A 26,781-nucleotide genomic window follows, 5' to 3' on the forward strand; every position below is an offset into this window, starting at 1 on the left:
TTCGCGCGCTCGCGACGGCTTGGGCCGGACGCCCAGTTACACTGAAACAGACTTCAAAGATCAGGACGACAGAGCCATGGCGAAGCCGACAACAATCAAGATCCGCCTGAACTCCACGGCCGGCACGGGTTACTTCTACGTGACCAAAAAGAACGCGCGGACGATGACCGAGAAACTCGTACTGAAAAAGTACGACCCGGTTGCCCGCAAGCACGTGGACTTCAAAGAAGGCAAAATCAAGTAAACCAGCGTTTTCGCTGATTGCTGATGCGTATCAGGCTGCCAGGTCTCTGGCGGCCTCTACGCGATTCCGGCCCGCGCTCTTGGCCTCGTACAGCGCCTCATCCGCGCGGCGCAGCAGGGCCTCGATATCCTCACCCGGATAGGCCTGGGCCAGACCGATCGAGATCGTGACCTCAATTGCCTCTCCCGACTGGAGGGAGAATGGGGCGTGAGCAATGGCCGCACGCAAACGTTCCGCCGCGATCCGGCCTTCGGCCAGTCCGGCACCGGGCATCACCACCACAAACTCCTCACCCCCAAACCGCGCGGCGAGGTCAAGAGCCCGAAGCCCTTCGGTCAAACGTGTGGCGAAGGCCCGCAAGACCGCATCGCCGGCATCATGGCCATAGGTGTCATTAATGCGCTTGAAGTGATCGATGTCGGCGATCATGACTGAGACCGGCGCTCCGCCATTGCTTGCGCTCTCCATCGCCTGACGCAAGCGAGCGGCGATGTAGCGACGATTGTGCAAACCGGTCAGCGAATCGGTGACCGCCATTTCCAGACTTTCATCGAGACGGTTCCGCAGGCGATCCGCATAGAATTTGCGGCGCAACTGCGTTTGAACACGCGCATTCAGCTCACCCGTATCAACGGGCCGGTGGATAATATCATTGGCACCCAGATCCAACGCGCGGACCGAGCGCTCCAGATCATCGGGATTGACCACCGCAATGATCGGCAGATGGCGGGTCGCAGCATCAGACCGAATACGGGCACAAATGCGCAGCCCGTCAAAATCCTCGGTCGCCAGATCCACAATGAGCAGATCCGTCTCATCATTGATGGCGGCGACACCCGCGCCGGGATCGGTTTCAAACCAGGTGTTCACATGACTGGGCATGGCCGACGCATAACGTTCGGCTGAGCGTTCATCGCCTGCAATAACCAGGGCGGAGGCCTCGGCGTCAAAATCCTCGCCGGGATCGGTGGCCATGGGAATGCCAATGGTTTCGCCCTGACGATATCTCAACTCGTCCAGCACCATTTTCAGGCGCAACAGGCTGCGCACACGGGCGAACAAGGTGACTTCATCAACCGGCTTGGTCAGGAAATCATCCGCCCCGGCTTCCAGCCCGCGCACGCGGTCTTCCCGATCATCCAGAGCTGTAACCATCACAACGGGAATATGGCGCGTATCCGGATCGGATTTGAGCATACGGCAGGTCTGATACCCGTCCATGCCGGGCATCATGACATCCAGAAGGATCAGATCGGGCTGTTCGGCCCGTGCCGCCTCGATCGCATCAATCCCGCTATAGGCCGTGCAAACATCGAAATACTCGATTTGAAGTCGGGCTTCGAGCAGGCGGACATTGGCAGGCTGATCATCGACGACAAGGATGCGCGCGGTCACCGTCTGCCTCCTAATCCAGGAATTTCCGGACCGTGTCGATGAAGGTCGCCACGGAAATGGGTTTGGACAGATAGGCTTCACAGCCTCCGGCGCGAATGCGTTCCTCATCCCCCTTCATAGCGAAGGCGGTGACGGCCACGACCGGGATTGATGCCAGGTCCTCGTCATCCTTCAGCCATTTGGTGACTTCCAGGCCCGACACTTCCGGCAGCTGAATGTCCATCAGGATCAGATCAGGCGTGTGTTCACGGGCAAGTTCGAGCGCCTTGAAACCATCCTTGGTTTGCAAGGTCTCATAGCCATGAGCCTCGAGCAGATCATGAAACAGTTTCATGTTCAGCTCGTTATCCTCAACGATCAGAACTTTTTTCGGCATGACCTGCAGCATGGCGGCGACACGCTTCCCGTAAATGGTCGTGCGGTTGTTCCGCACATCTTTACCCCGACGAGGATGAAACCCGATCTTCCTTAACCGATAATGAGTCAGACAGCGGTTTCTCCAATTTATAGAACACAAACAGAACAAAACCGGCTAAAGAGGGAGTATACCGTGCGAAAAGAGGCGCAACACCATGATTCGGATCGGGCTGGACCTGGGCGGGACCAAGATTGAAGCCATAGCCATGGATCGCGACGGCGCGATTCTCCATCGCGAACGCATCCCCACTCCGCGCGCCTATGACGCCTCGCTGGCCGCGATCCGCGATCTGGTGAACCGGGTCGAGGACGCGTGCGGTCACACTGCCGCCGTTGGCATCGGTCATCCCGGCTCGCTGAGCCCGGCAAACGGCCTGATGCGCAATGCCAATTCGACCTGGCTGAATGACCGTCCCTTTTTTGAGGACATGGCCCGCACGCTCGATCGACCTCTGCGCCTGGCCAATGATGCCGACTGTTTTGCCTTATCAGAAGCTGTCGATGGCGCGGGGCGGGACGGGCATATCGTGTTCGGGGTGATCCTCGGCACGGGTGTGGGCGGGGGTATTGTGATCGATAAACGCCTGCTGAGTGGCGCCCAGCGGATTGCCGGTGAGTGGGGACATAATCCCCTGCCCTGGCCCCAGGCTCATGAAGTGCTCGGACCGCGTTGCTGGTGCGGTCAACGCGGCTGCATCGAAACCTGGCTGTCCGGCCCGGGCATGGCGGCCCGTCATGAGGCCGAGGAAGGCGATGCGCGAACAGCCGCTGCACTGTTCAGCGCTGCGGCGTCAGGAGACCCGTCCGCCCGGCGCTCCATCACCAGCTATACGGACCGATTGGCACGCGCCCTTGCCTCGGTCTGCAATCTCATCGATCCAGACCTGATCGTGCTGGGCGGTGGAGTCTCGAATGCGCCCGGACTGGCCGAGGCTGTCCAGGCCCGCCTGCCGGCTCATGTCTTTTCCGATGTGGTCACCACCCGGATCGTGCGCCATCACCATGGCGACAGTTCCGGTGTGCGCGGCGCGGCCTGGCTCTGGCGAGCCGAGGAGGTGTGATGCCGGCCTATTGTCGGACCTGCATGGCCGCCTATGCGCTGAAACCGGGGCCGGCCTGTCCGTCCTGCGGCGGGCATCGCTGGCTGGAACACGATGAGATCAATACATTGTCCATCGCCCATATCGATTGCGACGCCTTTTTCGCCTCGATCGAAAAGCGCGATAATCCGGACCTGGCCGACAAGCCCGTCATCATCGGTGGCGGTCAGCGTGGTGTGGTGTCGACCGCCTGCTACATCGCGCGCATTTATGGCGTGCACTCGGCCATGCCGATGTTCAAGGCACTCGAGGCCTGTCCTGACGCCGTGGTGATCCGGCCCGAACACGGCAAATACAGCAAGGAAGGCCATATCATTCGCGAGATGATGCGTGAGGTAACGCCGCTGGTTGAACCCTTGTCGATCGATGAGGCCTTTCTCGATCTGTCCGGCACCCAGCGCCTGCATGGCGCCTCTCCCGCACTGACCCTGTTACGCCTGCAACAACACATCCGCGATGAGGTCGGCATCACCGTATCGGTCGGACTGAGTTTCAATAAATTCCTCGCCAAGACCGCGTCTGACCTCGACAAGCCCAATGGGTTTTCGGTGATCGGCAAGGTCGACGCCGAAGACTTCCTGGCCCGCCGTCCGGTCAAGGCCATTTATGGTGTGGGCCCGGCCTTTGCTGCCCGTCTGGAAAAGGATGGATTGCACACCCTGGCCGACATTCGGCGGCGCGGCGACAAGGCCATGGCTGCGCGTTATGGCGATATGGGCTATCGGCTCTCCCGACTGGCCCGGGGCGAAGACCACCGATCCGTCTCCCCGCACAGCGAGCGCAAGAGCGTCAGTTCGGAAACCACTTTCCGACGCGATCGCCGCGACCGGGGCGAACTGGAGGAACAGCTCTGGCGCCTGTGCGTCAAAGTGGCGGACATCATGAAATCCAAGGCCTTGTCCGGCACTGTGGTCACGCTGAAGCTGAAGACCACCAAATTCAAGACGCGGACCCGCCGGCGCACACTGCGCGATCCCAGCCAGCTGGCCGACACCCTGTTTCGAGTCGGTCGCGAGCTGTTGGCGCCGGAGATTGATGGCACGGCTTTCCGGCTGATCGGTATCGGGTTTTCCGGACTGGTGGACGAAGTCGCCGAAAGTGCGGACCTGCTGGACCCCAAGGCCACCCGCCGGGCCGATGCCGAACGGGCCATGGACAAGGCGCGCGCCAAATTCGGTTCGGATGCCGTCATAAAGGGCCGGGCTCTGAAATCCGACCGTGACCGGTCACGCTAGTCGGCAGCGGCCTCACACTGACCTTCAAAGGCAATCGCAGCCAATCCAGTGAACTTCTAGACAGGTACGCCTGACCGGTCCGGTGTCCCGGTGATTGCAAGCCGTCGTCCGCTGACCTAAGTCTCGACCAGCCCCCGAGGCCCAACCCTTTGTTCGACCGACCAGGAGACCATCATGTCTGCCATCGAGACCCGTCTTGCCGAACTCGGCATCACTCTTCCGGAGCCCGTCGCCCCGGTCGCCAATTATGTTCCATTCGTCAAATCCGGCCGCGAAGTCTTCATCTCCGGCCAAGTGTCGATTGGTGCAGACGGCCTGGTCAAGGGCACGCTGGGCGGCGATATGGATGTCGCAGCGGGCCAGGCCGCCGCGCGCCTGTGTGCCATCAATCTGATTGCCCAACTGAAAATGGCCTGTGACGGCGATCTCTCCCGCCTCAAGCGCGTCATCAAACTCGGTGGGTTTGTGGCTGCGACAGCGGATTTCACCGACATTCCACTGGTCATCAATGGCTGTTCCGACGTGATGGTCGAGGTGTTCGGCGATGCCGGTCGCCATGCCCGCTCGGCTGTGTCCTGCCCGGTCCTGCCCCTGGGGGCGGCTGTGGAGGTCGACGGGATTTTCGAGATCGAGTAACGCCTCGTCGCACGACCTAAGACGTGCTGACACCCAAAAAGGCCGGGTCTCGACCCGGCCTTTCGCATTCGGGTTTGCGGTCAGTCGTCAGGCATACATGCCGCCATCTGCCTTCACCATCGCACCATTGATGTAGGAGGCTTCATCGCTGGCGAGGAAGGTCACAAGATTGGCAACCTCCGGGCTTTCCCCGTAACGACCCAACGGCACCATCAGTTTCTGGTACTCCGCATGATCCCCGTCAGCCGGGTTCATGTCCGTATCAATCGGTCCGGGTTGAACCAGGTTGGAACGGATCTGTTTCTTGCCGAACTCACGCGCCGCGCCCCGCGTCAGCAGTTCGACACTGGCCTTGGTCGCTGAATACACACCAATGCCCGGCGCCATCACGGAGATACCGGCAATTGAGCCGATCGTGACGAAGGCGCCACCGGGATTCATCACCTCATAACCGGCGCGAAACGCCTCGAACGGAGCGCGCACATTGATCGCAAACGCGCGCTCATACTCTTCATCCGTGCACTTGCGAATGGTCACCATCGGATAGACACCGGCATTATTGACGACAATGTCTAACCCGTTCATGTGCTCGGCGGCCTGGCGCACCAGGCGATCCGTGGCGCCGGTCTCCGCTGCATCACAGTGCAGCGCGTGAGCCTGGCCTCCGGCCTTTTGCATTTCTTCGGCAAGCGCTTCAGCCGCGGTTTGCGATCCGCCATAGGAAAAGACGACCTGCGCGCCTTCATCGATGAAACGGCGCACGATCGCAGCACCAATGCCGCGTCCGCCGCCTGTAACCAGGGCTTTTTTGCCCTCCAGCCGTTTTGTCATGGTGTTCTCCCCATATTTTTGTTTGAGTGGGTGAGCTTAGTGCGGCCAAAATGCTTGGCCACAAGAAATTCGTGCCTATGTGCACTGGCGATGTCTGATCCTGTTCTCAAATCCGTATCTCGCCTGGCGAATATTGCCCCCGAAGCCTGGGATGCGATCGCCAATCCGCCCGGCGCGGAGTATGATCCTTTTCTCAGCTGGAATTTTCTAGACGCCCTGGAAACCTCCGGCAGTGCGAGTGAAGAGACCGGCTGGGCGCCGCGTCACCTGATTGTCGAAGATGAGGCCGGACAGATCCGGGCGGGCATGCCGCTCTATGTCAAAACCCACAGCCAGGGTGAATACGTGTTCGACCATGCCTGGGCGGATGCGTATGAGCGTGCGGGCGGTCAGTATTACCCCAAGCTGTTGACGGCGGTACCCTTTACGCCTGCGACCGGGCGGCGCCTGTTGTCACCGGAACCGAAATGGCAGCGGGCCTTGCTCGCCGGCGCGGTTCAGGCGGCGCAACAGTGGCAAATCTCGAGCTGGCACATCAATTTCCCCGACCACACACAAATGCTCGACCTGGATGCTGCGGGCCTCCTGGTCCGCCGGGACCGCCAATTCATCTGGCATAATCGGGGATATCGTGACTATGCCGATTTTCTCGATGCGCTCTCGTCACGCAAGCGCAAAGCCCTGAAACGGGAACGCGCCGAGGCCCAGGCCGGGATCGAGATCGAGGCCCTGTCCGGAGCCGATCTGACCGAACACCACTGGGATGTTTTCTTCCAGTGCTATCAGGAGACCGGTTCGCGCAAATGGGGGTATCCCTATCTGAACCGGGAGTTCTTCCATCTGATCCATGAACGCATGCCCCAGGACGTGCTTCTGGTCATGGCCCGCAAGGACGGGCGCTATTTCGCTGCGGCCCTGAACTTTCTCGGCAGCCATGCACTCTTTGGCCGTTATTGGGGCCGTCTGGACGACCACCCCTGCCTGCATTTCGAGCTGTGTTACCATCAGGCTATCGATCACGCGATTGCGCGCGGGCTCGATCGGGTCGAGGCCGGGGCACAGGGCGAACACAAGCTGGCGCGCGGCTATGAACCGACACCGGTTCACTCGGCCCACTGGATTGGAGACGCAGGCTTTCGGGACGCCGTCGATGATTATCTGGTGCGCGAACGCTCGGCCCTGGACGCGGATATCGCTGCGCTCGCGGCAGAAACGCCTTTCAAAAAGAGTGGTTGAGCCGCACATTGCCGCCGCCTATGACTGCGGACAGACAAACCTGCGGAGGACCTCATGAGCCTGATTGGTGAATATGACAGCGAGAATGTTTTCGCCAAGATTCTGCGCGGCGACCTGCCCTGTGTGAAGGTGTATGAGGATGAGCATGTGCTGTCCTTCATGGACCTTTTCCCGCAAGCTCCGGGGCATGTGTTGGTCGTGCCACGCGAACCGGCCCGCAATCTTCTTGAGATGACGGATGGTGCGCTCCAGGCCACTATAGTGCGGGTCAAACGCATTGCCCTCGCGGTGCGCGACGCCCTTGATCCCGATGGTGTTGTGATGACCCAGTTCAGCGGTGCTCCCGCTGGCCAGACTGTATTTCATGTTCACTTCCACATCATTCCCCGCCGTGAGGGCGAGGCCCTGGGCGCTCATGGAGGCGGACAGGCCGATCCGGATGAGCTGCAGGCGCTGGCCCAGCGCATCGCGGCGCGGATCGAAATGCCCTGACGCTCCCGAGTCTTTCCATGGAAAATGCCCTTCACGAACTGATCGAAACCCTGCGCATTCGCCCGTCGGGCGCCCTCATCTCGGCCATGCTGGATGAGGCCGGCCGGGCTGTGGATGCCAGCGAGGCGCTGGACTGGCTCAGTGGTTTTGATGGCGTGGCCCAGCAAAGCGAGAGTGTACGCCTGGCCTCGGCCCGCTTCCTGCTGGAACACGAAAGAGCCGACGCGGCCCTCGCCTGGGCCGATCTGGACACGGCAACCGGCTGGATGCTCCAGGCCCGCGCCCATCATGCCCTGGGAGATAATCCAGCAGCCCTGGGGCTGTACGAACAGGCACTCGCGGCCGATCCCGAGCTGGAAGACCCGGATTTCCGGCGCCGTATCGCACCCACCGTGCAGGCGCAGGGCCAGGAGCGAGGCGTTGTTCTCAGCCTGCAGGGCGAGCGGATCGATCAGACCCAGGCCCTGCCGGACATCCCGGCGCAGCCCCGTGACCAGGTCACGTTCGCCGATGTGGGCGGTCTGGATGATGTCAAACGCCAGATCCACCGTCGCATCATTGCGCCGATGCAAAAACCCTCCCTGTTCCAGCGTTTCAAGCGCAAGGCCGGCGGCGGTGTGTTGCTGTATGGCCCGCCCGGATGCGGCAAGACCTTGATGGCGCGAGCGACAGCCGGGGAAGCCGGGGCCAAATTCTTCCAGATCGAGATCGCCGAAATTCTCGACATGTATATCGGGGAGTCGGAGAAACGTCTGGCGGCAGCGTTTGAAACGGCGCGGGCTCAAAGCCCGTCCGTGATCTTCATCGATGAAATCGAAGCCCTCGCGGCAAAGCGCCGGTATGGCGAGAACGACAATCGTGCCTCAGTGGTCTCGACATTCCTGACCGAAATGGACGGGTTCAGCTCGAATAATCAGGGCGTTCTCATCCTGGCCGCCAGCAATGTGCCCTGGTCGATCGACAGTGCTTTCCTGCGTCCTGGCCGGTTTGATCGGTCGATCTTTGTCCCGCCCCCTGATCGTGAGGCGCGCAAGGTCATTCTCGACCTCTTGCTCGCAGACCGCCCTGTCGCTTCCAACATCAATCTGGATCCCCTGGTCGAGGCCACCAGCGGGTTTTCAGGCGCGGACCTTGCCGGCATTGTGGAAGAAGCCTGCGATATCGCCATCGAGGACAGCCTGGAGTCCAACGCCGTGGAGGATATCTCCGCCCGGCATCTGAAAGAGGCGCTGGGCGAGATCAAACCCTCAACGCTCGACTGGCTGACCCAGGCCCGAAACTATGTGAAATTCTCCAATCAAAGCGGCTTTTACGACGATGTGGCGGCTTTCCTGGACAAGCATACGACATCGCGATGAGTGATCTGCGGCAACAAACAGACAGCGGCTATGCACTGCTGAACGCACGAAACATTGAGGGAGCGACGCGCGTCTTTCGCTCTGTCCTGGCAGAGGACGCCGAGAATTGGGATGCGCTGGAAGGGCTTGTACATTGCGCCCTCCCCGAACGACGGGATGAAGCACTGGAGTTGATTTCGCGTTTGCGCCACTTGCGGCCAGACGACCCCTATCCCGATTTTCTCGAAGCACAGGCTTGGCTGGAATCCAGCAAGGCCAGTGACCGCAAAAAAGCGATTGCCCTGTGTGAAACAGCGTGCGAACGCATGCCCCGGTTTGCCGCCGCCCACCAGTTAATGGGTCGGATCTATGCGCGCCATGAACGCCGTGATGCGGCCGAAACGGCCTATCGCCAGGCGTTGAACCTTGCGCCCAATAATGCGCAAATCCTCGCGGATCTGTCCTTCCTGCTGCAGCAGATGGGACGACAGCGGGAGGCGGACCAGCTTTCCCTGCGCGCGGTCGAACAAAATCCCAACAGCGCCACCGCTCTTGTGGCACGGGGCGAGACGGCCTTGCTGAAAGGCGATCTGCGCGAGGCCGAAGATCTGGCGTTAAGCGCCCTTCAACGCGACGCCAATCATGGCGGTGCGATCACGCTTCTGGTGTCCGTGAAAGCACGGCGCAATCCGATCATGGGGATCTGGTGGCGCTGGGCCATCTTCATGGACCGTCTGGGCAGTGGCTGGGCCCGGTGGGGTGTAGTCATCGGGATCTGGGCGCTCTGGCAGGTCTTTCGCAGGACGGCCCTCGCCGATGCGCCCGCCTGGGTCCAGTGGACCGGGCTGGGCCTCTATTTCGCCTTCTGCCTGCTCACCTGGTTTGGCCCCATGATCTTTAACCGCATGATCCGGGCAGAATTGCGCAAGGTCCAGATCAAGCCTGGTTTCTGACCGCCACGTCCAGCCACAAGGCTCAGCGCAAAGCAAAAACGCCCGACCTCTCGGCCGGGCGTTTCGCGTGTTTGGACACACGGTTAACCTAGGCAGTTACTCGGAACGAGCCGTGATTGTGGCCGTGCCGGCATTGCCCTGATTGGTGGTGTAGCGGGAGCTGAAACCCACCGTGTCGCCGACCTGTTCAAAGGTCACGCACAGACCGCTTGTGGCGCACAGCTGCTTGCCGGTTTCATCCCAGGTATAGGCTTCAGCCGGTGCACCATTGATGCTAGCCGTACCATTGGAATCGAACACGCCCACAAAGGTCGTGCCGTCATCGCGAACAAAAGTGATGGTGGTGGAGCTGGCCAGAGCCGGAGCTGCGGCGAGAATGGCGGCAACCGCGCCAAGCAGGATCTTTTTCATTGTCGTCTCCCCAAGAGATACACGTATGGCAAGGCTCGGCGGCGTCTTTTGCACCGTCCCTGCCTGCTTCATCGACCAGCCTTGCTGGTGACTGCACGTTAACCTTTTTGGATCGGGAGGCAATGGGGTTTTCGCTTGTGACGCGAATATCCGAAATATGTCTCGCCCCCCATCGCTCGTCTGCCCCATCCTAGAGGTGTGGTGCCCACAACATGGCATAAGCGGCGAACACTCCGAACCCGGTCGCCAGCGCTCCCAGAAAGACGACAGCCGTCATGATCCATTTGAAAGGGGCAGAACTCAGATCTGTTGCGCGTTGGTAAAGTTCCAGCACGGCCAGCGGCACCAGATAACTTCCGAACGACAAGGCCAGATCCGCCGGGCCATCCAGATTGCTGGTGTTTCCCATCGGTCCCTGATTGAGCATGTACCAGCCCATGAGGCCAAGGCGGAAAAACCACACGCCATGGCACACCATATACAGGCGCATGGCCCAGCGTCGATGCGTGTCGATCTTGCCTTTCATGGCGTAGAAAATGGTCAACAGGGCGAAAAACACGATCAGATGAGCGTTGAGACTCACACCCATCGCGCCGATATCAGTCAGTCTCACCCCCATCGCCCAGGTCATGACATAGCCACCAATAGCCAGCACCAAGGCCGTCACGACAAACAGTCTCCCCACCCAGCGATGCAGGACCGGAACACGGTTGCGGATCTGGGGCGTCAATTGCAGGGCACCGCCCACGGTCATCACGGCCGCCAGGAAGACATGGGTGAAGAACATGACATTGCCGAAGACATGGCCATCCACATATCCCGTGATCAGGCCACGATCATTGATTTCGCCATAAGCCCCGCTCAGCGTCTTTCCGCCGTAATACGCCAGAATGTAATAGACGAAGATCCATTGCCCGATCGTGGCGACGATAAACCACGTGATCCCCGCCGATTTGAGAGCTTGATGGGCACTAAAGCGCGGAGCGGTGGTCGCCGAGACGCTGTTCATAACCAGTTCCTTTCTGCATGAATGGCCGGACATCACCGGCGCGCACATCCAGAAAACTGCCCTCAAACCTACCGGTCTCGCCGATTTGGAAATCGGCCAAAGCCGGTCAGGGGGGATTGCAGCCGCATCAATCCAGCCTTTCACCGGGGCGATCTGCATCATTCATGCGGAGCGGGCGCTTGCCTTGTGTCCAGCCGACAGGGCATAGAATCAAACACGATGAGTTTTGTGACGAGGTCGCGGCATGCCTGAAATCGCCAATGCGCTGAAGATCCTGATCATCCTCGCCTGTCTGGCCTGGCTGGGGCGCACACTTGTGAAACGCCAGTCCGGTACGCTTCACCTCAGCTGGGCGATCTTCTGTGTTGGCATGGCGGCTGTGCTGGCACGCGAGGTCTGGGGGGATGCCCTGGGTGCCGTCGAACCCGCCCTGCGGATCGCAGGGTGTGCCACGTGTGGTCTGTTCTGGGTTGTCGCTCGCGCCCTCTTCCGACCTGGCGCGCGGATCGGTTTTGCCCAGATCTTCGTGGTGGGCATGATCTTCTTCCCGACCATTTTCGATCAGTTTGTCATTGTGACAGGCTTGGACACGGTCATGGCCTCAACCATGCTCCGCCTCGACAATCTGCAATTACTGTTCAGCTCAACAGTGCTTGTACTGGCGCTCTGGGAGGCCGTGGCCCAGGGTTTCACACCGCTCAGCACCAATGAGCAACGCCTGCGCGTCGCCTATCTCGCCAGCGCGGGTCTGTGTATCTCCACCTGCGCCATTGTGCTCGATCACGGCGCGGCACAGGATCTCTCACCCGAGCTGGTGGATGCCATCCAGGCGGCCTGTGCGGCGTTGATCATGGTGACACTCACGGCGATTATTCTGTACCGCGAACGTTTCCCCCTGCCTGTCGGCAAGGCCTCACCGGCTCCCACACGGGCCAACGCCGATGAGAGCGAGATTGAGCTGGGGCTGCGCCTGCGGCGTCTGGTGAGCGAGGAGCAAGCCTATCTTGACCCCGAACTGAAGGTCGCCGATCTCGCCCATCGACTGAATGAGCCGGAATACCGGGTATCAAGGGCTATTACCGCCGGGTTGGGCATCCGCAATTTCAACCGTTTCATCAATGGCTATCGCATTGAGGCCGCCTGCGCGGCCCTCGCGGACCCCGACCGGGAGCGTCAATCCATTCTGTCCATTGCACTGGATAGTGGTTTTGCCTCGATCGGCCCCTTCAACCGCGCCTTCAAGGACAGGACCGGGCAGACGCCCCGGCAGTATCGCTTGAACGTTCAATCCCAGCCACAAGGCCTGGCTGCGGAATAGTGGACGCAGTCCGACCGCCCCCATTGGCCGCTCTTCGCCTGCCCTGTTCCCAATTCACACTGACCTAGAAACACACGGCCCCAGAAATACGCTGTTTCAGAAATACTCTGGTCCAGAATCGAAAACGGCGCCCGAAGGGCGCCGTTTCCATGTCAGACAGGATGGAAGAGGCCTAGACTTCTTCTTCCTTTTTCTTCTTGCGCGGCAGGAGGCGGTCACCCGGCGTGATGTGGAAATCGAGGCGATCCGGATCGGCCGCATCCACATCCACCTTCACCAGCCCACCCTTCTTCAGCTCTCCGAAGAGGATCTGATCCGCCAGCGGCTTCTTGATGTGTTCCTGGATCACGCGCGCCAGCGGGCGAGCGCCGAACTTGCTGTCATAACCGCGATCCGACAGCCAGGCCGTTGCAGCCGGGGTCAGTTCGAAGGTGACACCGCGATCGATCAGCTGAGCTTCCAGCTGCAGGACGAATTTCTCGACGACACGGCCGATGACATCCTGACCAAGCGGTGCAAACGGAATGACCGCATCCAGACGATTGCGGAATTCCGGGGTGAACAGGCGTTCGATGGCCAGATCGGCCTCGTCATCCTTCTTGCCCCGACCGAAACCAATGGCTTCCTTCTGGGCATCGGAGGCGCCGGCATTGGTCGTCATCACCAGGATGACATTGCGGAAATCGACCTTCTTGCCATTGCTGTCCGTCAGCGTGCCGTTGTCCATCACCTGCAGGAGGATGTTGAACAGGTCCGGATGGGCTTTCTCGATTTCATCAAGCAAGACCACACAATGCGGATGCTGATCGACGCCATCGGTCAGAAGACCACCCTGATCAAACCCGACATAACCGGGAGGGGCACCGATCAGGCGCGAGACCGCATGGCGCTCCATATATTCAGACATGTCGAAACGCTGGAGTTCAACACCCATGATGTCCGCCAGCTGACGCGTAACCTCGGTTTTACCGACACCGGTCGGACCGGAGAACAAATAGCAGCCGATCGGCTTGTTCGGTTCGCGCAATCCGGCCCGGGCCAGTTTGATGGACGTGGCCAGACGGGTGATGGCCTCATCCTGGCCATACACGACGCGTTTGAGATCTGTTTCCAGGCTCTTGAGCGCCACTTCATCATTCTTCGACACAGTTTTCGGTGGGATGCGGGCCATTTTGGCGACCACATTTTCCACTTCCTTGACACCGATCGTCTTCTTGCGCTTGGACACCGGCAGGAGACGCATTTGTGCGCCCGCCTCATCGATCACGTCGATCGCCTTGTCCGGCAGTTTCCGGTCACCCATATAGCGAGCCGACAATTCGACAGCCGTTTTCAGCGATTCATTGGTGAAGCGAATATCGTGGAAATCCTCGAAATAGGATTTCAGACCCTGCAGGATCTTGATCGTGTCCGGAACACTTGGCTCAGCCACGTCGATCTTCTGGAACCGGCGCGCCAGGGCCCGGTCCTTCTCGAAGTGCTGACGGTATTCCTTATAGGTCGTCGATCCCATGCAGCGCAGCCCGCCGGACTGAAGCGCCGGCTTGAGCAGGTTGGACGCGTCCATGGCCCCGCCGGATGTGGCACCGGCGCCGATCACCGTGTGGATCTCGTCGATGAAGAGCACGGCATCGTCCTGCTCCTCGAGTTCCTTCACGACCTGTTTGAGGCGTTCCTCGAAATCACCCCGATAGCGCGTGCCCGCCAGGAGCGCGCCCATATCCAGGGAGAAAATCGTCGTGCGCGCGAGAACATCGGGCACTTCGTTTTCAATGATCTTGCGCGCGAGGCCTTCCGCGATTGCCGTCTTGCCCACACCGGGATCGCCCACCAGCAGCGGGTTGTTCTTGCGGCGACGCGACAGCACCTGGATACAGCGCTCCACCTCTTCATCACGGCCAATGAGCGGGTCGACATCGCCGCCCAGGGCCTTCTTGTTGAGGTTCACACAATAGGCCGAGAGCGCTTCACCATCCTTGGACGGTTTCTCTTCGCCAGCCGGCTCTGTCCCACGCACGGCGCGTTCGGCATTATCGCCCGGCTTGCGCGCAATGCCGTGGGAGATGTAATTGACCGCGTCATAGCGGGTCATGTCGCGCTCGGCGAGGAAATAGGCCGCATGGCTTTCCCGCTCGGCAAACAGCGCGACGAGAACATTGGCTCCCGTCACCTCTTCGCGACCGGCATTTTGAACATGGATAACGGCCCGCTGGATGACCCGCTGGAAGCCGGCGGTCGGCTTGGCGTCTTCATCATCATCGACCGTGAGCTCTGTCAGCTCATTATCGACATAATCCGTCAGGGTCGCGCGGAGCTCTTCGAGGTCAACGCCGCAGGCCTTCATCACTGCGCTGGAATCCTGGTCGTCCACGAGCGCGAGGAGGAGATGCTCCAACGTCGCAAATTCGTGTCCACGCTCATTGGCGTAACCCAGAGCGCGGTGCAGGGAGTCTTCCAGATCGGCAGAGAAACTTGGCACCACTCTATTCCTTTTCCATCGTGCATTGCAGCGGATGTTGGGCCCGCCGCGCCGCATCTAAGACCTGGGCCACCTTGGTTTCGGCGACCTCATACGTGTACACACCACACATACCGACGCCGTTCTGATGCACATGCAACATGATACGCGCAGCGTCTTCAGGAGATTTCCGGAAAATCCTCACGAGGATTTCAACGACAAACTCCATGGGCGTGTAGTCGTCATTGAGTAGCAAAACTCTGTAAAGCGAAGGTTTCCTGGTGGATGGCCGGGTTTTGGTGGCCAGACCGGAGCCTTCTTCATAGTCGATATCGTTTTGATTTTCTTCGCTCATCTCAACACGTCATCAATTATGACACTCAATGCGACAACACATTACTTAGGTACGGACCCCGGTCGCGGAAAGCCCCGCCCCTGCACCTTCTCGGTTTTAGAATAACACGACTTGACGAGCTATGCGTGATCACGCCAATTTATGTGAATAAAAAAAAGGCCCGGCAAAATACCGGGCCCAGTCGGGGAGGAAAACTGTGTCCGCTGTTAGCGGATGGACTGTGCGACCTCGACCGTCGCAGTCAGTCGCTCGTTCAGGGGCTTCACGGAGTCCTTGAACGTGCCGGCGATCAGCTCAGACGATTTCGTCATCTCAGCCATGTAGGCTTCGAACGATGCTTTGACGAAGTCTGACTGGATCTCAAATACTTCTTGCAGGGATTTGGCGGAGCTGACTGCTTTTGTCGCTGCAACGCTCTCATTGACCGAATTTTTGGCATAGGCGATCGCGGAAGCGTTCACGGCTTCCATGCCCTTGCCGGCAACGGTGGCGGACTCGATCACGGCGTCGACCGTTTCCTTGTTGAAGGAACGGGCGTCTTCCAGGGCTTTCATGGCTTTCTCGAAGCCTTCTTTGACAGCCTGATTGGATGCGGTGGTCATGGTTTCGACGGTTTCATTCATGGCAGACCTCGTGTGGGTTTCAGAGTTGGCAGGCACTGTGGCTTTGGCCGCTGGGGCCTTGGCCGGAGTCGTACGCTTGGAACTCGTTGCCTTCTGGGCACTCTTAGTCTTGGCCGTGGACGCCTTGGCGGCTGCGGTTTTGGAAACCGCCGGCTTTTTCACACCCGGAGCCGAGGGCTTGCGGGTAGACGATTTCTTGGCAGGGGCCGGCGCCTCGGCCGTCTTCACGGTCTCGGTCTTCGGCGTTTCAGTCTGATCATTTTGGTCGGACATCGGTTTTTCCTGCTGCGCTTGCTGTTCGCACTTGCAACATAATGCCGACTCACCCCCATCGGGTCAAGCGCTTTTTGTGCAGCGCAGCAAAACCCCGATTCTCAAGCGATAAACGCGAATCCAGCGCATTCGCACGACATGCTTAACAGCTTGGCAACCGGTCTCACCCACACTGCCCGACATGTTCTGGATGCGCGCCCTCTTGCCTCTTACCCTGGCGATCAGCCTGTTCACGCCTGCAGCCCAGGCCGACCGGGCACGGTATGCCGCCTTCGTGGTGGACCAGAACACAGGCACAGTCCTGCATTCCCGCCGCTCACAAGCCGAACGCCATCCGGCCTCCCTCACCAAGATGATGACCTTGTATATGCTGTTCGAGGCCCTGGAGACGGGCGAGATCGGGCTGCACGACACGATCCGGGTCAGCGCTCACGCGGCCAGCCAGCCGCCCTCACACCTCGCCCTGAATGCAGGAGACCGGATCTCTGTCGAAGACGCCATCGGCGCGCTTGTCGTCAAAAGCGCCAATGATGTCGCCGTGGCCGTCGGGGAGCGTCTGGGCGGCGGCGAAACCCGCTTTGCCGAGATCATGACCCTGCGCGCTGAAGAATTGGGCCTGACGCAGACGCGGTTTCGCAATGCCTCCGGTCTGCCGGATCGGCGCCAGGTGACAAGTGCGCGCGACATGGCCCGGCTGGCCATCGCCCTGCAACGAGATTTTCCCCAATACTTCCACTATTTCGATATGCCACGCTTTCGCTACAATGGCATTACCTATCGCAATCACAACAGTCTGGTCGGGCGTGTAGATGGAGTGGATGGTCTGAAAACCGGATACATTCGCGCGTCCGGCTTCAACATTGTTGTCAGTGCCGAGCGGGATGACCACCGTCTGGTGACCGTTGTGATGGGGGGGCCCAGCGCCGCCGCGCGCGATGCCCATGCCGAGGAACTGCTGAACGCTGCCTTTTCCGCGCTCGAACACCGTCAGGACAGCCGCCTGTTTGCCACGCTTGAAACCCCGCGGATCAATCCTGTCCGCCAGCAAATGCTCATCGCACGCGATGTGGCCAGCCTGGGTCTGGTGGCTCCAGTTGAAATGGGGTCGGCAAGCGATGCGCCACCGGTTCAGATCGAGCTGCGCACGCCCGATGAAACAACACACCTGCGCGAAGACGAACCGCGCCTCTCACTGGCCGAGAGTGGCAACTGGGCCATTCAAGTGGGTGCCTATCTCGATGCACTCGCCGCGGAAGACCGGATTGAGGATGTGCGTCCGCTGGCGGGAGAACTGGCCGCGGCACAGGGCATGGCCCGCTCAGTGGATATTGGCGACAGGCGCCTGTGGCGCGCCCGGTTTGAGGGCCTCTCGCATGAGGCGGCGCGGCAAGCCTGCGCAACACTCACAACTGCGGGCGAGGACTGTAACCTGATCGCTCCCGGACGCTGACACACTCCCGCGGCTACGACTTGCCCAACAGAAGGTCCCTTGCATCCTGAACCCGGCGAGCCAGCTCTGGTGTGCCGCCCGCATCGGGATGGACCTGTTTCATCAGATGTCGATGGGCGGCCCGGATGGCAATCTCGTCGGCCCCCGGCTCCAGCCCCAATGTGGCAAAGGCCTCCTGCCGCGACAGACCTGCGGTCTTTGGTGCCGCTGGAGGAGGCGTCCGCGTACCCGTGCGGCCAAGCCAGCGCTGCAAGCGCATGCCCGCCAACAGGCCTGACACAAAAATGAGCAGGTAAGCCAGCTGCATCAGAACGGAATGGCCTCACCTTCCAGCCCAGGAAGTTTGAGCACGATCAGCAGATCCCGCAATTCCTGGCGAGCAGCAACATGGCTCATCGTAAACGGCACCGTGGAGCCATCCTCGGTCAGATCGAGAAGGGTCAGCCCTAGCGGGAAGAGCTCGCGATAAATCACGCGCTCGGCAAAGCCTGGTGCGAGGCGGAAACCAATCCGTTGGGACAGGGTTTTGAGCCCCTCACCCACGCGGCGTTTGTTGCGGGCATCGAGCATGGTCATGCGATTGCGCATCACGACCCAGTCGATCGATGTTTTGTACTGCTGGGCTTTGCGCTTGCGACATTCCCAGACAAGTTCGGAATAAATACTCGGACGTCCGACCTCAAACGTGTCGGGATCGATCTCGGCGAGCAGATCGAAATCGACGAAGCTGTCATTGACCGGCGTGATGATCGTATCGGCGACCGAATGGGCCAGACGCGAATAATGCGTGTCACTACCCGGGGCATCCACAATGATATAGTCGCACCGTGTTTTCAGATCCGACACGTTTTCGGCAAAACGCTCATTTTCTTCCGCTTCGGCGGTGTCGAGATCGCGGGCCACACTCGGTGCCAGCAATCCTTCCTCCGGCGATGGCAACGAAACGCCGTGTTTCTCGCTCCAGCGCGCGCGGTTGGACAGATAACGCCCGAAAGTTCGCTGGCGAAGATCCAGGTCAATCGCGCCCACCGTGCGGCCCATGCGGATCAGCGCAATCGCCAGATGCATGGCGAGCGTGGATTTTCCAGCTCCGCCCTTTTCATTGCCGACCACAATGACATGTGCGGACCGAACGTCCGAGCTAGACCGTCCCAAGGGACGACTGGGCAAGCGAAAAGTCGAAGAATTCGTCATATTTTGCATAACTGTGTTTGATGCAAGAACCGCACTCAATCAGTTCCCGGGCATCACTCGAGGGCGATGCAACACCACGCAAATGGTGCTTTAATCTCTATCGGTCAACGGATAACCCGAAAAGTCAACAGTCTGGCAGAATGCGCCCGCCGCAGTGAAAGCCTGACAGGCCTGTTGTGCGCCAGCCCTGCTGTCAAATGGGCCGAGTTTAAGACGCAAATACTCGCCCTGGCCGTCCAGAGTCACCGCTTCCAGTCTGGCCTGGCGCCCCTCGACCAGATCCGGGAACATGGCGCGAAGTGTCGCAAGCCCTGCATACGCATTATCCTCGATCCGGTACGACGCGAGATGAATGCCATGAAACAGGCTGGGGGCCTGGGCGATCTCCGGCGGTGGTGGTGGCAGCTCCTGAATCGGCGTCGGCGCGGGTGGCGCAACGACCGGGCCACGTGCCAGCGCCAGGCCCAATGCATCCATTTCAGCCTGCACCTGATCCAGACGATCCGGGTCAAAGCGGGACAGATGGGCGAGTTCACGGGCCAGAGCGTCCGCCAGCTGGGCATTGCGTGTGGGCGCCACGGCAGGCGCGGGCGGTTCGAGCTGCGCTGTTTCACCGGTTGTCGCGCATGCGGAAAGGGCCAGCGGGAACAGGCTAACAGCCATAGCAGCCATGAGTTTTGGGGCCATGCGAATCATCATGCAGTGAATCTACCTCAAACCCTGCCGCTTGCCTCCCTCATCGCTTATGATTATGCGTGGCGCTCCAAAAGACCGGATCCCGCATGCTGAACCTTCAAATTCCCCACGCCACCACTCTCTCCGCCCTGCGCGCCCGGGTTCGCAGCTGGCGTGAAGACCGAATGACCATTGGCTTCGTTCCAACGATGGGCGCTCTACATGAGGGACATCTCGCCCTCGTTCGCCTCGCCAAAGCGCATTGTGACAAGGTGGTCACCAGCATCTTTGTGAATCCAGAGCAGTTTTCGCCGCAAGAAGATCTGGACACATATCCGCGGACCTTCATCGAAGATGCGCAGAAACTCTCGGCGGAAAAATGCGATCTCATCTACGCGCCGGAGACCCATGAGGTCTATCCAGACGGCTTTGCCACCCGCATCCAGATGGGAGGACCAGCCGAAGGCCTGGAAAGTGTGGACCGCCCGCATTTCTTCGGCGGAGTTGCGACCGTCGTGGCCAAACTGCTCAACCAGGTTCGCCCGGATGTCGCGGTTTTCGGGGAGAAGGACTATCAGCAACTGCTGGTGGTGCGACAGCTGGCCCGCGATCTCGATCTGGGCGTCGACATTATTGGCGGCGAAATTGTTCGCGAACCCGACGGTCTCGCCATGTCCTCGCGCAATGTCTATCTCAGCGACGAAGAACGCGGACGCGCGGCCGAGCTCAATGTGATCCTGGCCGGTCTGGCGAGCGAGGTCTCTGCCGGCACCCCCATCGAGGAAGCCGTGTCGAGCGCCCGTCGTGCGGCTCAAACCACGTTCGACGCCGTAGACTATATCGCCGTGCGCTGTGCGCGAACCCTGGCGCCGATCGACAGCGCAACTCTCGACCGCCCGGCCCGGGTTCTGGGGGCGGTGCGACTGGGCGTGACCCGTCTCATCGACAACCGCGCTGCATCAGCACCGCGCATTTGATGACAAAATTGTCGGACAAGCGGCGCTTGTGTTTCCCCGCGGGACCGGCAGGATAACCCTCCCGTTGAACGGAAAGTCCTGTCCCATGCGCCTGCTTCTCGCCTGTCTGAGCCTGTTTGCTCTCGCTTCGCCCGCCACGGCGCAGATCACGGCCCAAACACCGCAAGTCATAGCGACCTTGCCTCATGATACCGATGCCTTCACCCAGGGCCTGTTCTGGCATGACGGGCAGCTGATCGAGACAACCGGTCAGTATGGCGAAAGCCGTTTGCGGGTCATCGACCCCGACACCGGTATCGCGCGGACGGAACACACCTTGTCCCAGCGCTATTTCGGGGAAGGCAGTGTGGTGCTGGACGACCGGATCTACTGGATCAGCTGGATGGCCGGCGAAGCCTTCGTGTTTGACAGCGAAAGCTTCGAGCCGGTGGAGACCTTCACCTATTCGGGACAGGGGTGGGGGCTGACCACAGATGGCACGCATCTGGTGATGAGTGATGGTTCACCGCAGATCGTATTTCGTAATCCGTCGGATTTTACCATCGACCGGGTTCTCACCGTGTTTTTCAATGGTCGACCCCTGGCCCAGATCAACGAGCTGGAATGGGTCAATGGAGAGATCTGGGCCAATATCTGGCAGACACGCTGGATTGTCCGGATCAATCCGCAGACCGGAGCTGTGGTGGGCGCGATTGATCTGGAGACCCTCGTCCCGGCCGAGCTGCGCTATAATCGCGATCATGTTGCCAATGGTGTGGCCTATGACGCGCAGACGGGTCGATTGTTCGTTACCGGCAAGAACTGGCCAGTACTCTATGAAATCGCCCTTCCTGCCCCCCGGCCCGATACGACAGCCGAGCCGACACCCTGACGCTGTTGCGGACATCGTCCGTCTCTACCAGGCGCCGATCTCTAGCAGTTTGGCGCGCAGCTCAGGCGGCAGATCAGCGCCGGAACCGGACCCGGTGTCCACATCCTTCGGGGCATCATCGGGTTTGAGATAACGCCACCCTTGGAACGGGCGACGCGGCGCCGGGGCGGTCCGGACGATCTCGGGCAACATCATGATAGCGCAACGCTTGATACCATCATCGCCCTGCACCTGTTCCAGCGCCACGATTTCCGACCGACACTGAATGGAGCCATTGATCACCCAATAGAGCGACCCGCCATTCTCTACCGCCTCGCGCTGCGCCGGCATCATGCGTGTCACATGGGCGATCAAGGCCGGTTCGCCCGCCGCCTTGCGCTGGGCGATCTCGAACTCGCGAGAGGCCTCCAGCTCCTCGACGGAGGAGATGCCGACACACAGTTTCACCAGATGCATGACCATGACATCGACCTAGGCCGATTTCAGGTCCGGGTCAAAAGCTTGCGTCGGCAATCCACACACGATTCCCGGCCGTCAGGGATCACTCGGCCAGGTATTCAATATCGGAGAATTCCAGAACCATGATCTGTTCAAACGACTGCATCATGGCGCTGGCGCGAATGGTCTGGCTCATGCGGGTCAGAACCGGCAGGGGTGCCCCCTCCAGGTCGGTATACTCCTGGACCATCTCGAATTCGCGTACACGAACCGCAAAATTGGGCTTGAAGCTTTCCGGTGCATAGAGCCGCATACGACGGACCTGTTCTTCATCCCGGTCCAGATGCAGCTCACCGCGCAGATACTGGACAAACTCCGCGTCCTCGCCCTCGGCCTGTGCCTCGTCCAGTACGAAGCCGTAGGTCAGGTTGTCAGCCGTTTCATCCACGAGTTCGAGCGAAGACGACAGGAAACCGATCTCTTCCGGGTCAAAGAACAGACCATTGCTGTCATCCTCATCCTCAGTGGTAAACTCGGACCAGACTTCCGCCAGCCCCCCCTCTAAACTCGCTTCATCGTGCGAGACCAGGGTCCAGCGTTCATCCTCCGCTAGAGTCCCGTCATAGCGGCCAACCAGCTCCTCGTCTTCCAGACGGAAAGTCATGGTGAACCGCCAATCCTCACGGTCGCTGACAGGCTGGGCCTCGATCTTGTCGAACGCCGACTGGATGGGAGCCGGCAGCATGTCCTGGGCAAAGGCCGGAGTGATCAGGCAGGCGCTGGCGGCAAGCGCGAGGAGAGAAGTACGGATGGTCATGACGGGCCCTGTCTTTTGTAAAACCACAACAAGTCTGTCCTCACCGCTAACATGCAGTCGGCCAGCTCGGTACTTAAGCGTTCGTCACGTGTGTGAATGTCTGTTCAGACTAGGCCGCCTGATCGATGAAACCGCCATCCGACTTGCCGTCGATCTCGAACGTGGTCTCGCTCTTGGGTTCAACCTGTGCCGGCATGCCAAACAGCTTGCGTTTCACCTTGATCCCAGCGGTCAGCATTTGCTTGGCAAACCCGACCGGCCCGTCGACCCGAATGGAACTCGGATTGAGACCCCAATGACGACGCATGAAACCGTTCGCGAAAATCACCGCGTTCTGACGACGCGATTCCGGTGTCGAGATCTCGAACGGGACAGAGACATTCAAGCCCGACTGGTTCTCGATCCGGTGCGGCCCGTGAAGCGGCCAGTTGGTGGCCATGCCCGGATGCAGGTCAACGGTGTAGGCGTCGGCATCCCAGGCCGGATCAAACGGAATATCCTCGGTCTGTTCCTTGTGAAGCACGGCCTCCATATCCTGCGGGTCATAATAAGGCGCTTCGGGACGATAGGTCCGGAACCGTTTCACACCCCGCATGTGCCACAACATGGTTTCAGAGACATCCGAGTGCAGGAAAACCTGCGCCGTCGGCGAAGAAATGAGAATACCGGCCTCGGCCAGCAACGGGTTGAAACCGGGGCGCGCCCGTTTCATGTCCGCCAGCATGGCGTCGAAAATGGGACGATACTGGTCATCCGTATCCATGGCATGGCGGATATTGATCCACAGCTTGCCATGACGCACGGCATCGATGAGCGCCTCGCCGGACAGGTCTCCCGGATCCCCGGCCCGCCAACTGTCCCGATCTGTGGCATCATCGCCCATGGTGCAGAAATCGATCATGTCGCGCGGGTGACGATCCAGCAGGGCTGCCAGGGACAGATCGGAAAATGCGTTATGCTCGTGATAGTTATGCTTCACGACGATAGGCGTACGGCGAAAATCGCGCTTTGCTTCTTCGCTCCACACACTGGAAAACTGGCTCATATAGGTGTCACGCATTGATCCGCCTCCGGCTTGTTCAACCGGTACACAGCAGGATCAGTGCCAAGGCGCGGTGATCTCTATTCCGCGTCGAGCTGGACCAGGAGATCGCCTTCAGCCACCTGGGCTCCCGCCTCGACAGACACCTCGCCGATCACCCCGTCACGCGGAGCGGCGAGCCCGTGTTCCATCTTCATGGCTTCCAGCACCACCAGGGCCTGCCCCTTGGCCACCGGATCACCTGCCGACACGTTCACAGCGAGCACCTTGCCCGGCATCGGCGCCTTGATGACATCGCCCGCTTCAAGACCTTCCGCAGCGGCTTCGGGACGTAGATCCGCGAAGAAACGGCTCTCGCCGCGCACCGCAACCAGCAGACCGCCCTCAAGGCGTTCCGTCGATCCGTAAACCGGGCCATCCTCGGCCAGGGCCTGGAATTCGAACCCGGTGACACCACCGGCCGCCCCCAGATCCTGAACAGCGGCGTGAAGCCCGCCCATCCGAGCCGCCACACCCTCCGCGAGCGGTTCAACGGCAACCTCGACGGTTTCGCCGTCCACCTCATACCAGCACCGCAGCGCCGGATCCCGATTGAGACGGAAACCATCGCGGGCACTGAACGGGTCGCCATCGCCTTGCGACGCCGGACCCAGATCGAGCGTGGTCAGCGCGGCAAAGAGACCGGCCAGCGGATCGGCACTTGCGGGAACGAGCGCCTCGAGATGATCCTCGATAAAGCCGGTATAGACATGTCCGGCGATAAATTGCGGATGCAGAACCGCACGGCGCAAAAAGCCGGCATTGGTCTTGACGGGCCAGACCCGCACCTCATCCACCATGCCGGCCAGGCGGCCACAGGCCTCTTCACGGGTTACGTCATGAGCGATCAGTTTCGCGATCATGGGGTCGTAATAGATCGACACCACACCGCCCTCTTCCACACCCGTATCGACACGCACGCCTTGATCATCCATGGGCAGATCCAGACGGGTCAGATCACCGGTCGAGGGCAGAAAACCAGACGCAGGATCCTCAGCGTAAAGACGAGCCTCGATCGCATGACCGGACAGCGTGATCGCGTCCTGCTCGGGCACGGAACCACCCGCAGCGATGCGTAATTGCAGCTCAACCAGATCCAGACCCGTCACCATCTCGGTAACCGGGTGTTCCACCTGGAGACGCGTATTCATCTCCATGAAGTAGAACCCGTCTTCACGCAGTGCGCCCGATCCGTCGACGATGAACTCGATCGTACCTGCCCCGATGTAATCGACGGCCTTGGCCGCATTGATCGCAGCCGAACACATCGCGGCTCGCACGGCCGGGGTCATGCCCGGTGCCGGGGCCTCTTCGAGCACCTTCTGGTGCCGGCGCTGCAAGGAGCAATCGCGTTCATACAGGTGGATCACACGGCCGCGGCTATCACCAAAGACCTGCACTTCGATATGGCGCGGATTGGTGATGAATTTCTCGATCAGCACACGGTCATCGCCAAAGCTTTTCGACGCCTCGCGACGACAGCTCTCGAGCGCATCCTGAAAATCCTCCCCACGCTCGACTTTGCGCATGCCCTTACCACCACCACCGGCAACGGCCTTGATCAGGACCGGGTATCCAATCGTGTCCGCCTCGCGCTGCAAGGCGGCGGCGTCCTGATTCTCCCCGTGATAGCCCGGTGTGACCGGCACACCGGCCTCTTCCATCAGGGCCTTGGCCTGGTCTTTCAGGCCCATCGCGCGGATGGAATGCGGTTTCGGGCCGACAAAGATAATGCCCGCCTCAGCGCAGGCCTCGGCAAACTCGGCATTCTCCGACAGGAAACCATAGCCCGGATGAATAGCATCTGCTCCGGTTTCGCGCGCTGCCGCCAGAATCAGATCCGCGCGCAGATAGCTCTCGGACGCCGCTGAACCGCCCAGATGCACGGCCATATCGGCTTCACGAACATGGGGGGCGTCGGCATCGGCATCTGAGAACACCGCCACGGTCTGGATCCCCATGGCCTGGGCCGTCCGGATGATACGGCGGGCAATCTCGCCGCGGTTGGCAATCAGCAAAGTCTCAATCATGGTTTCCGCCCGGCTGAACGTTTCTGATGCTGTCAGATATTCTGGTTCTGTCAGATATCACGCACGGCCATGACCTCAAGGCGCGATTTCCTGCGCAGATCAGTCCGGCTGCCCGTGTTTGGGGACACGGTATTGCACGCTGGCGACCAGAACGAAACTGATGATCATCAGCAGATACCACGATCCCAGCTTGGCGAGGGAAACATGCTGCCAGGCCTCCAACTGGCCCGGATAGGTCCAGGCCCGGGCATAGGTTCCGATATTTTCCGCGAACCAGATGAACAGGGCCACAAGCAGGAAACCGATCACCAGGGGCATGGGACGGTGGTTGGCGTCGGGACGGAACCACACCACGCAACGCCCATAAATCACTGCAGTGGCAACAAAGAGCCAGAGCCGGACATCCACCGTGTAGTGATGGGCAAAGAAATTCACATAGACCGCCACGGCCAGTACGGCCTGCGCCCAAAGCGGCGGGAAATGCGTGAACCGGAAGTCGAAAATGCGCCAGACCCGCGCAATATAGGACCCGACCGCCGCATACATGAAGCCGGAGAACAATGGTACATCCATGATGCGCAGCACGCTGGCTTCCGGATAGACCCAGCTTCCAGCCTGTGTCTTGAAGATCTCCATGACCGTGCCGACGACGTGGAAGACCGCTATGACACGCGCCTCCTCCCAGCTTTCGAGCCGTGTTGCGATCAGACCGATCTGGATCGCCAGGGCGGCCAGGGTAAGGAAATCATAGCGCGCAAGCGGCCAATCTGACGGATAGACCAAGAAGGTCACCAACAGCAGCGCCAGCATCAATCCGCCAAAAAGACAGGCCCAGCCCTGTTTGATCCCGAACGCCAGGAACTCGAACAGACCCAGGCTCCACGGACCGCGCACAAAAGCTGAGCGGAAGGCTTCACGCCGGTCG

The 26,781-nt window shown here is 60.2% G+C and carries 29 protein-coding genes; 13 read left to right on the forward strand and 16 right to left on the reverse strand.

All coding sequences use genetic code 11. The features are described from left to right. Positions 1-76: 76 nt before the first annotated feature. On the forward strand, positions 77-244 hold the full coding sequence (gene rpmG, locus RMQ97_RS08585) for a 50S ribosomal protein L33 (RefSeq protein WP_413660457.1): 168 nt from the start codon (positions 77-79) through the stop codon (positions 242-244). A gap of 30 nt (positions 245-274) precedes the next feature. Here rpmG and RMQ97_RS08590 read toward each other — a convergent pair whose 3' ends face one another. Beyond that, entirely contained in the window at positions 275-1,639 is a 1,365-nt protein-coding gene (locus RMQ97_RS08590; protein WP_413660458.1) for a PleD family two-component system response regulator, read from the reverse strand. A gap of 10 nt (positions 1,640-1,649) precedes the next feature. Beyond that, entirely contained in the window at positions 1,650-2,015 is a 366-nt protein-coding gene (locus tag RMQ97_RS08595) for a response regulator (RefSeq protein WP_413660546.1), read from the reverse strand. 196 nt (positions 2,016-2,211) lie between these two features. Between RMQ97_RS08595 and RMQ97_RS08600 the strand changes: the two genes are divergently transcribed. The 3 genes from RMQ97_RS08600 (at position 2,212) to RMQ97_RS08610 (ending at position 5,027) form a co-directional block, all read left to right on the forward strand. Continuing rightward, a complete protein-coding gene (locus tag RMQ97_RS08600; RefSeq protein ID WP_413660459.1) occupies positions 2,212-3,117 on the forward strand; it encodes an ROK family protein in 906 nt (301 codons plus the stop codon). Further along, positions 3,117-4,391 (forward strand): DNA polymerase IV, encoded by a 1,275-nt coding sequence (locus RMQ97_RS08605; RefSeq protein ID WP_413660460.1) that lies wholly within the window; start codon positions 3,117-3,119, stop codon positions 4,389-4,391. Before RMQ97_RS08600 ends, RMQ97_RS08605 begins: the two co-directional genes overlap by 1 nt. A 174-nt stretch (positions 4,392-4,565) precedes the next feature. Beyond that, positions 4,566-5,027 (forward strand): RidA family protein, encoded by a 462-nt coding sequence (locus RMQ97_RS08610; RefSeq protein ID WP_413660461.1) that lies wholly within the window; start codon positions 4,566-4,568, stop codon positions 5,025-5,027. Between the two features lie 87 nt (positions 5,028-5,114). Here the strand turns inward: RMQ97_RS08610 and RMQ97_RS08615 are convergent, their stop codons facing one another. Beyond that, positions 5,115-5,858 carry an SDR family NAD(P)-dependent oxidoreductase gene (locus RMQ97_RS08615; protein WP_413660462.1) on the reverse strand — a complete coding sequence of 248 codons (744 nt, stop codon included), beginning with the start codon at positions 5,856-5,858 and terminating at the stop codon, positions 5,115-5,117. Between the two features lie 90 nt (positions 5,859-5,948). Here RMQ97_RS08615 and RMQ97_RS08620 point away from each other — a divergent pair, with 90 nt between their 5' ends. Genes RMQ97_RS08620 through RMQ97_RS08635 form a run of 4 tightly spaced genes read left to right on the forward strand, consistent with a single transcriptional unit; the run spans position 5,949 to position 9,876 of the window. Then, positions 5,949-7,094 carry a GNAT family N-acetyltransferase gene (locus tag RMQ97_RS08620; protein ID WP_413660463.1) on the forward strand — a complete coding sequence of 382 codons (1,146 nt, stop codon included), beginning with the start codon at positions 5,949-5,951 and terminating at the stop codon, positions 7,092-7,094. Positions 7,095-7,148: 54 nt separating this feature from the next. Beyond that, positions 7,149-7,586 (forward strand): HIT family protein, encoded by a 438-nt coding sequence (locus tag RMQ97_RS08625; protein WP_413660464.1) that lies wholly within the window; start codon positions 7,149-7,151, stop codon positions 7,584-7,586. 17 nt (positions 7,587-7,603) lie between these two features. Next, a complete protein-coding gene (locus RMQ97_RS08630; RefSeq protein WP_413660465.1) occupies positions 7,604-8,944 on the forward strand; it encodes an AAA family ATPase in 1,341 nt (446 codons plus the stop codon). Then, positions 8,941-9,876: a tetratricopeptide repeat protein gene (locus RMQ97_RS08635; protein WP_413660466.1), complete on the forward strand. Its 936-nt coding sequence runs from the start codon at positions 8,941-8,943 to the stop codon at positions 9,874-9,876. Before RMQ97_RS08630 ends, RMQ97_RS08635 begins: the two co-directional genes overlap by 4 nt. Before the next feature lie 96 nt (positions 9,877-9,972). On the opposite strand, the gene RMQ97_RS08640 is transcribed toward RMQ97_RS08635, so the two are convergent. After that, on the reverse strand, positions 9,973-10,287 hold the full coding sequence (locus RMQ97_RS08640; RefSeq protein ID WP_413660467.1) for a hypothetical protein: 315 nt from the start codon (positions 10,285-10,287) through the stop codon (positions 9,973-9,975). A gap of 190 nt (positions 10,288-10,477) precedes the next feature. Further along, a complete protein-coding gene (locus RMQ97_RS08645; RefSeq protein ID WP_413660468.1) occupies positions 10,478-11,296 on the reverse strand; it encodes a DUF2306 domain-containing protein in 819 nt (272 codons plus the stop codon). Between the two features lie 244 nt (positions 11,297-11,540). Here RMQ97_RS08645 and RMQ97_RS08650 point away from each other — a divergent pair, with 244 nt between their 5' ends. Then, the gene (locus tag RMQ97_RS08650) at positions 11,541-12,614 is read left to right on the forward strand and encodes a helix-turn-helix domain-containing protein (RefSeq protein ID WP_413660469.1); all 1,074 of its coding nucleotides are present in this window, start codon (positions 11,541-11,543) and stop codon (positions 12,612-12,614) included. A gap of 172 nt (positions 12,615-12,786) precedes the next feature. Here RMQ97_RS08650 and clpA read toward each other — a convergent pair whose 3' ends face one another. The 3 genes from clpA to RMQ97_RS08665 form a co-directional block, all read right to left on the reverse strand. Beyond that, positions 12,787-15,093 carry an ATP-dependent Clp protease ATP-binding subunit ClpA gene (clpA, locus tag RMQ97_RS08655; RefSeq protein ID WP_413660470.1) on the reverse strand — a complete coding sequence of 769 codons (2,307 nt, stop codon included), beginning with the start codon at positions 15,091-15,093 and terminating at the stop codon, positions 12,787-12,789. A 4-nt stretch (positions 15,094-15,097) separates the two neighbouring features. Continuing rightward, positions 15,098-15,427: an ATP-dependent Clp protease adapter ClpS gene (clpS, locus tag RMQ97_RS08660; RefSeq protein ID WP_413660471.1), complete on the reverse strand. Its 330-nt coding sequence runs from the start codon at positions 15,425-15,427 to the stop codon at positions 15,098-15,100. A 206-nt stretch (positions 15,428-15,633) separates the two neighbouring features. Further along, positions 15,634-16,050: a phasin family protein gene (locus RMQ97_RS08665; protein ID WP_413660472.1), complete on the reverse strand. Its 417-nt coding sequence runs from the start codon at positions 16,048-16,050 to the stop codon at positions 15,634-15,636. Here RMQ97_RS08665 and RMQ97_RS08670 point away from each other — a divergent pair. Both RMQ97_RS08670 and RMQ97_RS08675 read left to right on the forward strand, forming a co-directional pair. Next, complete coding sequence (locus RMQ97_RS08670; protein ID WP_413660473.1) at positions 16,049-16,306, forward strand: hypothetical protein; 258 nt, start codon at positions 16,049-16,051, stop codon at positions 16,304-16,306. The two genes, RMQ97_RS08665 and RMQ97_RS08670, sit on opposite strands and share 2 nt — an antisense overlap. 198 nt (positions 16,307-16,504) lie before the next feature. Further along, positions 16,505-17,773, forward strand: coding sequence for a D-alanyl-D-alanine carboxypeptidase family protein (locus RMQ97_RS08675; RefSeq protein WP_413660474.1), 1,269 nt, complete (start codon positions 16,505-16,507; stop codon positions 17,771-17,773). A gap of 13 nt (positions 17,774-17,786) precedes the next feature. Here the strand turns inward: RMQ97_RS08675 and RMQ97_RS08680 are convergent, their stop codons facing one another. The 3 genes from RMQ97_RS08680 to RMQ97_RS08690 form a co-directional block, all read right to left on the reverse strand. Next, positions 17,787-18,080, reverse strand: coding sequence for a hypothetical protein (locus RMQ97_RS08680; RefSeq protein WP_413660475.1), 294 nt, complete (start codon positions 18,078-18,080; stop codon positions 17,787-17,789). Further along, entirely contained in the window at positions 18,080-18,967 is an 888-nt protein-coding gene (locus RMQ97_RS08685) for a division plane positioning ATPase MipZ (protein WP_413660476.1), read from the reverse strand. The genes RMQ97_RS08680 and RMQ97_RS08685 overlap by 1 nt, the downstream gene beginning before the upstream one ends. Before the next feature lie 90 nt (positions 18,968-19,057). Next, positions 19,058-19,639: an SPOR domain-containing protein gene (locus tag RMQ97_RS08690; protein ID WP_413660477.1), complete on the reverse strand. Its 582-nt coding sequence runs from the start codon at positions 19,637-19,639 to the stop codon at positions 19,058-19,060. Between the two features lie 110 nt (positions 19,640-19,749). Here RMQ97_RS08690 and panC point away from each other — a divergent pair, with 110 nt between their 5' ends. Both panC and RMQ97_RS08700 read left to right on the forward strand, forming a co-directional pair. Further along, positions 19,750-20,619 (forward strand): pantoate--beta-alanine ligase, encoded by an 870-nt coding sequence (gene panC, locus RMQ97_RS08695; protein WP_413660547.1) that lies wholly within the window; start codon positions 19,750-19,752, stop codon positions 20,617-20,619. A gap of 85 nt (positions 20,620-20,704) precedes the next feature. Continuing rightward, positions 20,705-21,490: a glutaminyl-peptide cyclotransferase gene (locus RMQ97_RS08700; RefSeq protein ID WP_413660478.1), complete on the forward strand. Its 786-nt coding sequence runs from the start codon at positions 20,705-20,707 to the stop codon at positions 21,488-21,490. 24 nt (positions 21,491-21,514) lie between these two features. On the opposite strand, the gene RMQ97_RS08705 is transcribed toward RMQ97_RS08700, so the two are convergent. The 5 genes from RMQ97_RS08705 to RMQ97_RS08725 all read right to left on the reverse strand — a co-directional run bounded on the left by RMQ97_RS08705 (position 21,515) and on the right by RMQ97_RS08725 (position 26,750). Further along, a complete protein-coding gene (locus RMQ97_RS08705; RefSeq protein WP_413660479.1) occupies positions 21,515-21,952 on the reverse strand; it encodes a DUF1489 family protein in 438 nt (145 codons plus the stop codon). A gap of 79 nt (positions 21,953-22,031) precedes the next feature. After that, a complete protein-coding gene (locus RMQ97_RS08710) occupies positions 22,032-22,745 on the reverse strand; it encodes a hypothetical protein (protein ID WP_413660480.1) in 714 nt (237 codons plus the stop codon). Between the two features lie 109 nt (positions 22,746-22,854). Continuing rightward, positions 22,855-23,805, reverse strand: a complete 951-nt coding sequence (locus tag RMQ97_RS08715; RefSeq protein ID WP_413660481.1) for a hypothetical protein — start codon at positions 23,803-23,805, stop codon at positions 22,855-22,857. A gap of 62 nt (positions 23,806-23,867) precedes the next feature. Next, entirely contained in the window at positions 23,868-25,856 is a 1,989-nt protein-coding gene (locus tag RMQ97_RS08720; RefSeq protein WP_413660482.1) for a biotin carboxylase N-terminal domain-containing protein, read from the reverse strand. Positions 25,857-25,955: 99 nt separating this feature from the next. Next, entirely contained in the window at positions 25,956-26,750 is a 795-nt protein-coding gene (locus tag RMQ97_RS08725) for a DUF817 domain-containing protein (protein ID WP_413660548.1), read from the reverse strand. Positions 26,751-26,781: the final 31 nt, after the last annotated feature.

It is taken from the genome of Maricaulis sp. D1M11 (assembly GCF_047308265.1).
GTDB lineage: Bacteria > Pseudomonadota > Alphaproteobacteria > Caulobacterales > Maricaulaceae > Maricaulis.

Bases quoted from the DNA above. Each gene is read 5' to 3' on its own strand.
- rpmG (WP_413660457.1), top strand. From the start codon at position 77: ATGGCGAAGCCGACAACAATCAAGATCCGCCTGAACTCCACGGCCGGC.
- RMQ97_RS08595 (WP_413660546.1), bottom strand. From the start codon at position 2,015: ATGCCGAAAAAAGTTCTGATCGTTGAGGATAACGAGCTGAACATGAAA.
- RMQ97_RS08600 (WP_413660459.1), top strand. From the start codon at position 2,212: ATGATTCGGATCGGGCTGGACCTGGGCGGGACCAAGATTGAAGCCATA.
- RMQ97_RS08605 (WP_413660460.1), top strand. From the start codon at position 3,117: ATGCCGGCCTATTGTCGGACCTGCATGGCCGCCTATGCGCTGAAACCG.
- RMQ97_RS08610 (WP_413660461.1), top strand. From the start codon at position 4,566: ATGTCTGCCATCGAGACCCGTCTTGCCGAACTCGGCATCACTCTTCCG.
- RMQ97_RS08615 (WP_413660462.1), bottom strand. From the start codon at position 5,858: ATGACAAAACGGCTGGAGGGCAAAAAAGCCCTGGTTACAGGCGGCGGA.
- RMQ97_RS08620 (WP_413660463.1), top strand. From the start codon at position 5,949: ATGTCTGATCCTGTTCTCAAATCCGTATCTCGCCTGGCGAATATTGCC.
- RMQ97_RS08625 (WP_413660464.1), top strand. From the start codon at position 7,149: ATGAGCCTGATTGGTGAATATGACAGCGAGAATGTTTTCGCCAAGATT.
- RMQ97_RS08630 (WP_413660465.1), top strand. From the start codon at position 7,604: ATGGAAAATGCCCTTCACGAACTGATCGAAACCCTGCGCATTCGCCCG.
- RMQ97_RS08635 (WP_413660466.1), top strand. From the start codon at position 8,941: ATGAGTGATCTGCGGCAACAAACAGACAGCGGCTATGCACTGCTGAAC.
- RMQ97_RS08640 (WP_413660467.1), bottom strand. From the start codon at position 10,287: ATGAAAAAGATCCTGCTTGGCGCGGTTGCCGCCATTCTCGCCGCAGCT.
- RMQ97_RS08645 (WP_413660468.1), bottom strand. From the start codon at position 11,296: ATGAACAGCGTCTCGGCGACCACCGCTCCGCGCTTTAGTGCCCATCAA.
- RMQ97_RS08650 (WP_413660469.1), top strand. From the start codon at position 11,541: ATGCCTGAAATCGCCAATGCGCTGAAGATCCTGATCATCCTCGCCTGT.
- clpS (WP_413660471.1), bottom strand. From the start codon at position 15,427: ATGAGCGAAGAAAATCAAAACGATATCGACTATGAAGAAGGCTCCGGT.
- RMQ97_RS08670 (WP_413660473.1), top strand. From the start codon at position 16,049: ATGGCAGACCTCGTGTGGGTTTCAGAGTTGGCAGGCACTGTGGCTTTG.
- RMQ97_RS08665 (WP_413660472.1), bottom strand. From the start codon at position 16,050: ATGAATGAAACCGTCGAAACCATGACCACCGCATCCAATCAGGCTGTC.
- RMQ97_RS08675 (WP_413660474.1), top strand. From the start codon at position 16,505: ATGTTCTGGATGCGCGCCCTCTTGCCTCTTACCCTGGCGATCAGCCTG.
- RMQ97_RS08680 (WP_413660475.1), bottom strand. From the start codon at position 18,080: ATGCAGCTGGCTTACCTGCTCATTTTTGTGTCAGGCCTGTTGGCGGGC.
- RMQ97_RS08685 (WP_413660476.1), bottom strand. From the start codon at position 18,967: ATGACGAATTCTTCGACTTTTCGCTTGCCCAGTCGTCCCTTGGGACGG.
- RMQ97_RS08690 (WP_413660477.1), bottom strand. From the start codon at position 19,639: ATGGCTGCTATGGCTGTTAGCCTGTTCCCGCTGGCCCTTTCCGCATGC.
- panC (WP_413660547.1), top strand. From the start codon at position 19,750: ATGCTGAACCTTCAAATTCCCCACGCCACCACTCTCTCCGCCCTGCGC.
- RMQ97_RS08700 (WP_413660478.1), top strand. From the start codon at position 20,705: ATGCGCCTGCTTCTCGCCTGTCTGAGCCTGTTTGCTCTCGCTTCGCCC.
- RMQ97_RS08705 (WP_413660479.1), bottom strand. From the start codon at position 21,952: ATGGTCATGCATCTGGTGAAACTGTGTGTCGGCATCTCCTCCGTCGAG.
- RMQ97_RS08710 (WP_413660480.1), bottom strand. From the start codon at position 22,745: ATGACCATCCGTACTTCTCTCCTCGCGCTTGCCGCCAGCGCCTGCCTG.
- RMQ97_RS08715 (WP_413660481.1), bottom strand. From the start codon at position 23,805: ATGCGTGACACCTATATGAGCCAGTTTTCCAGTGTGTGGAGCGAAGAA.
- RMQ97_RS08720 (WP_413660482.1), bottom strand. From the start codon at position 25,856: ATGATTGAGACTTTGCTGATTGCCAACCGCGGCGAGATTGCCCGCCGT.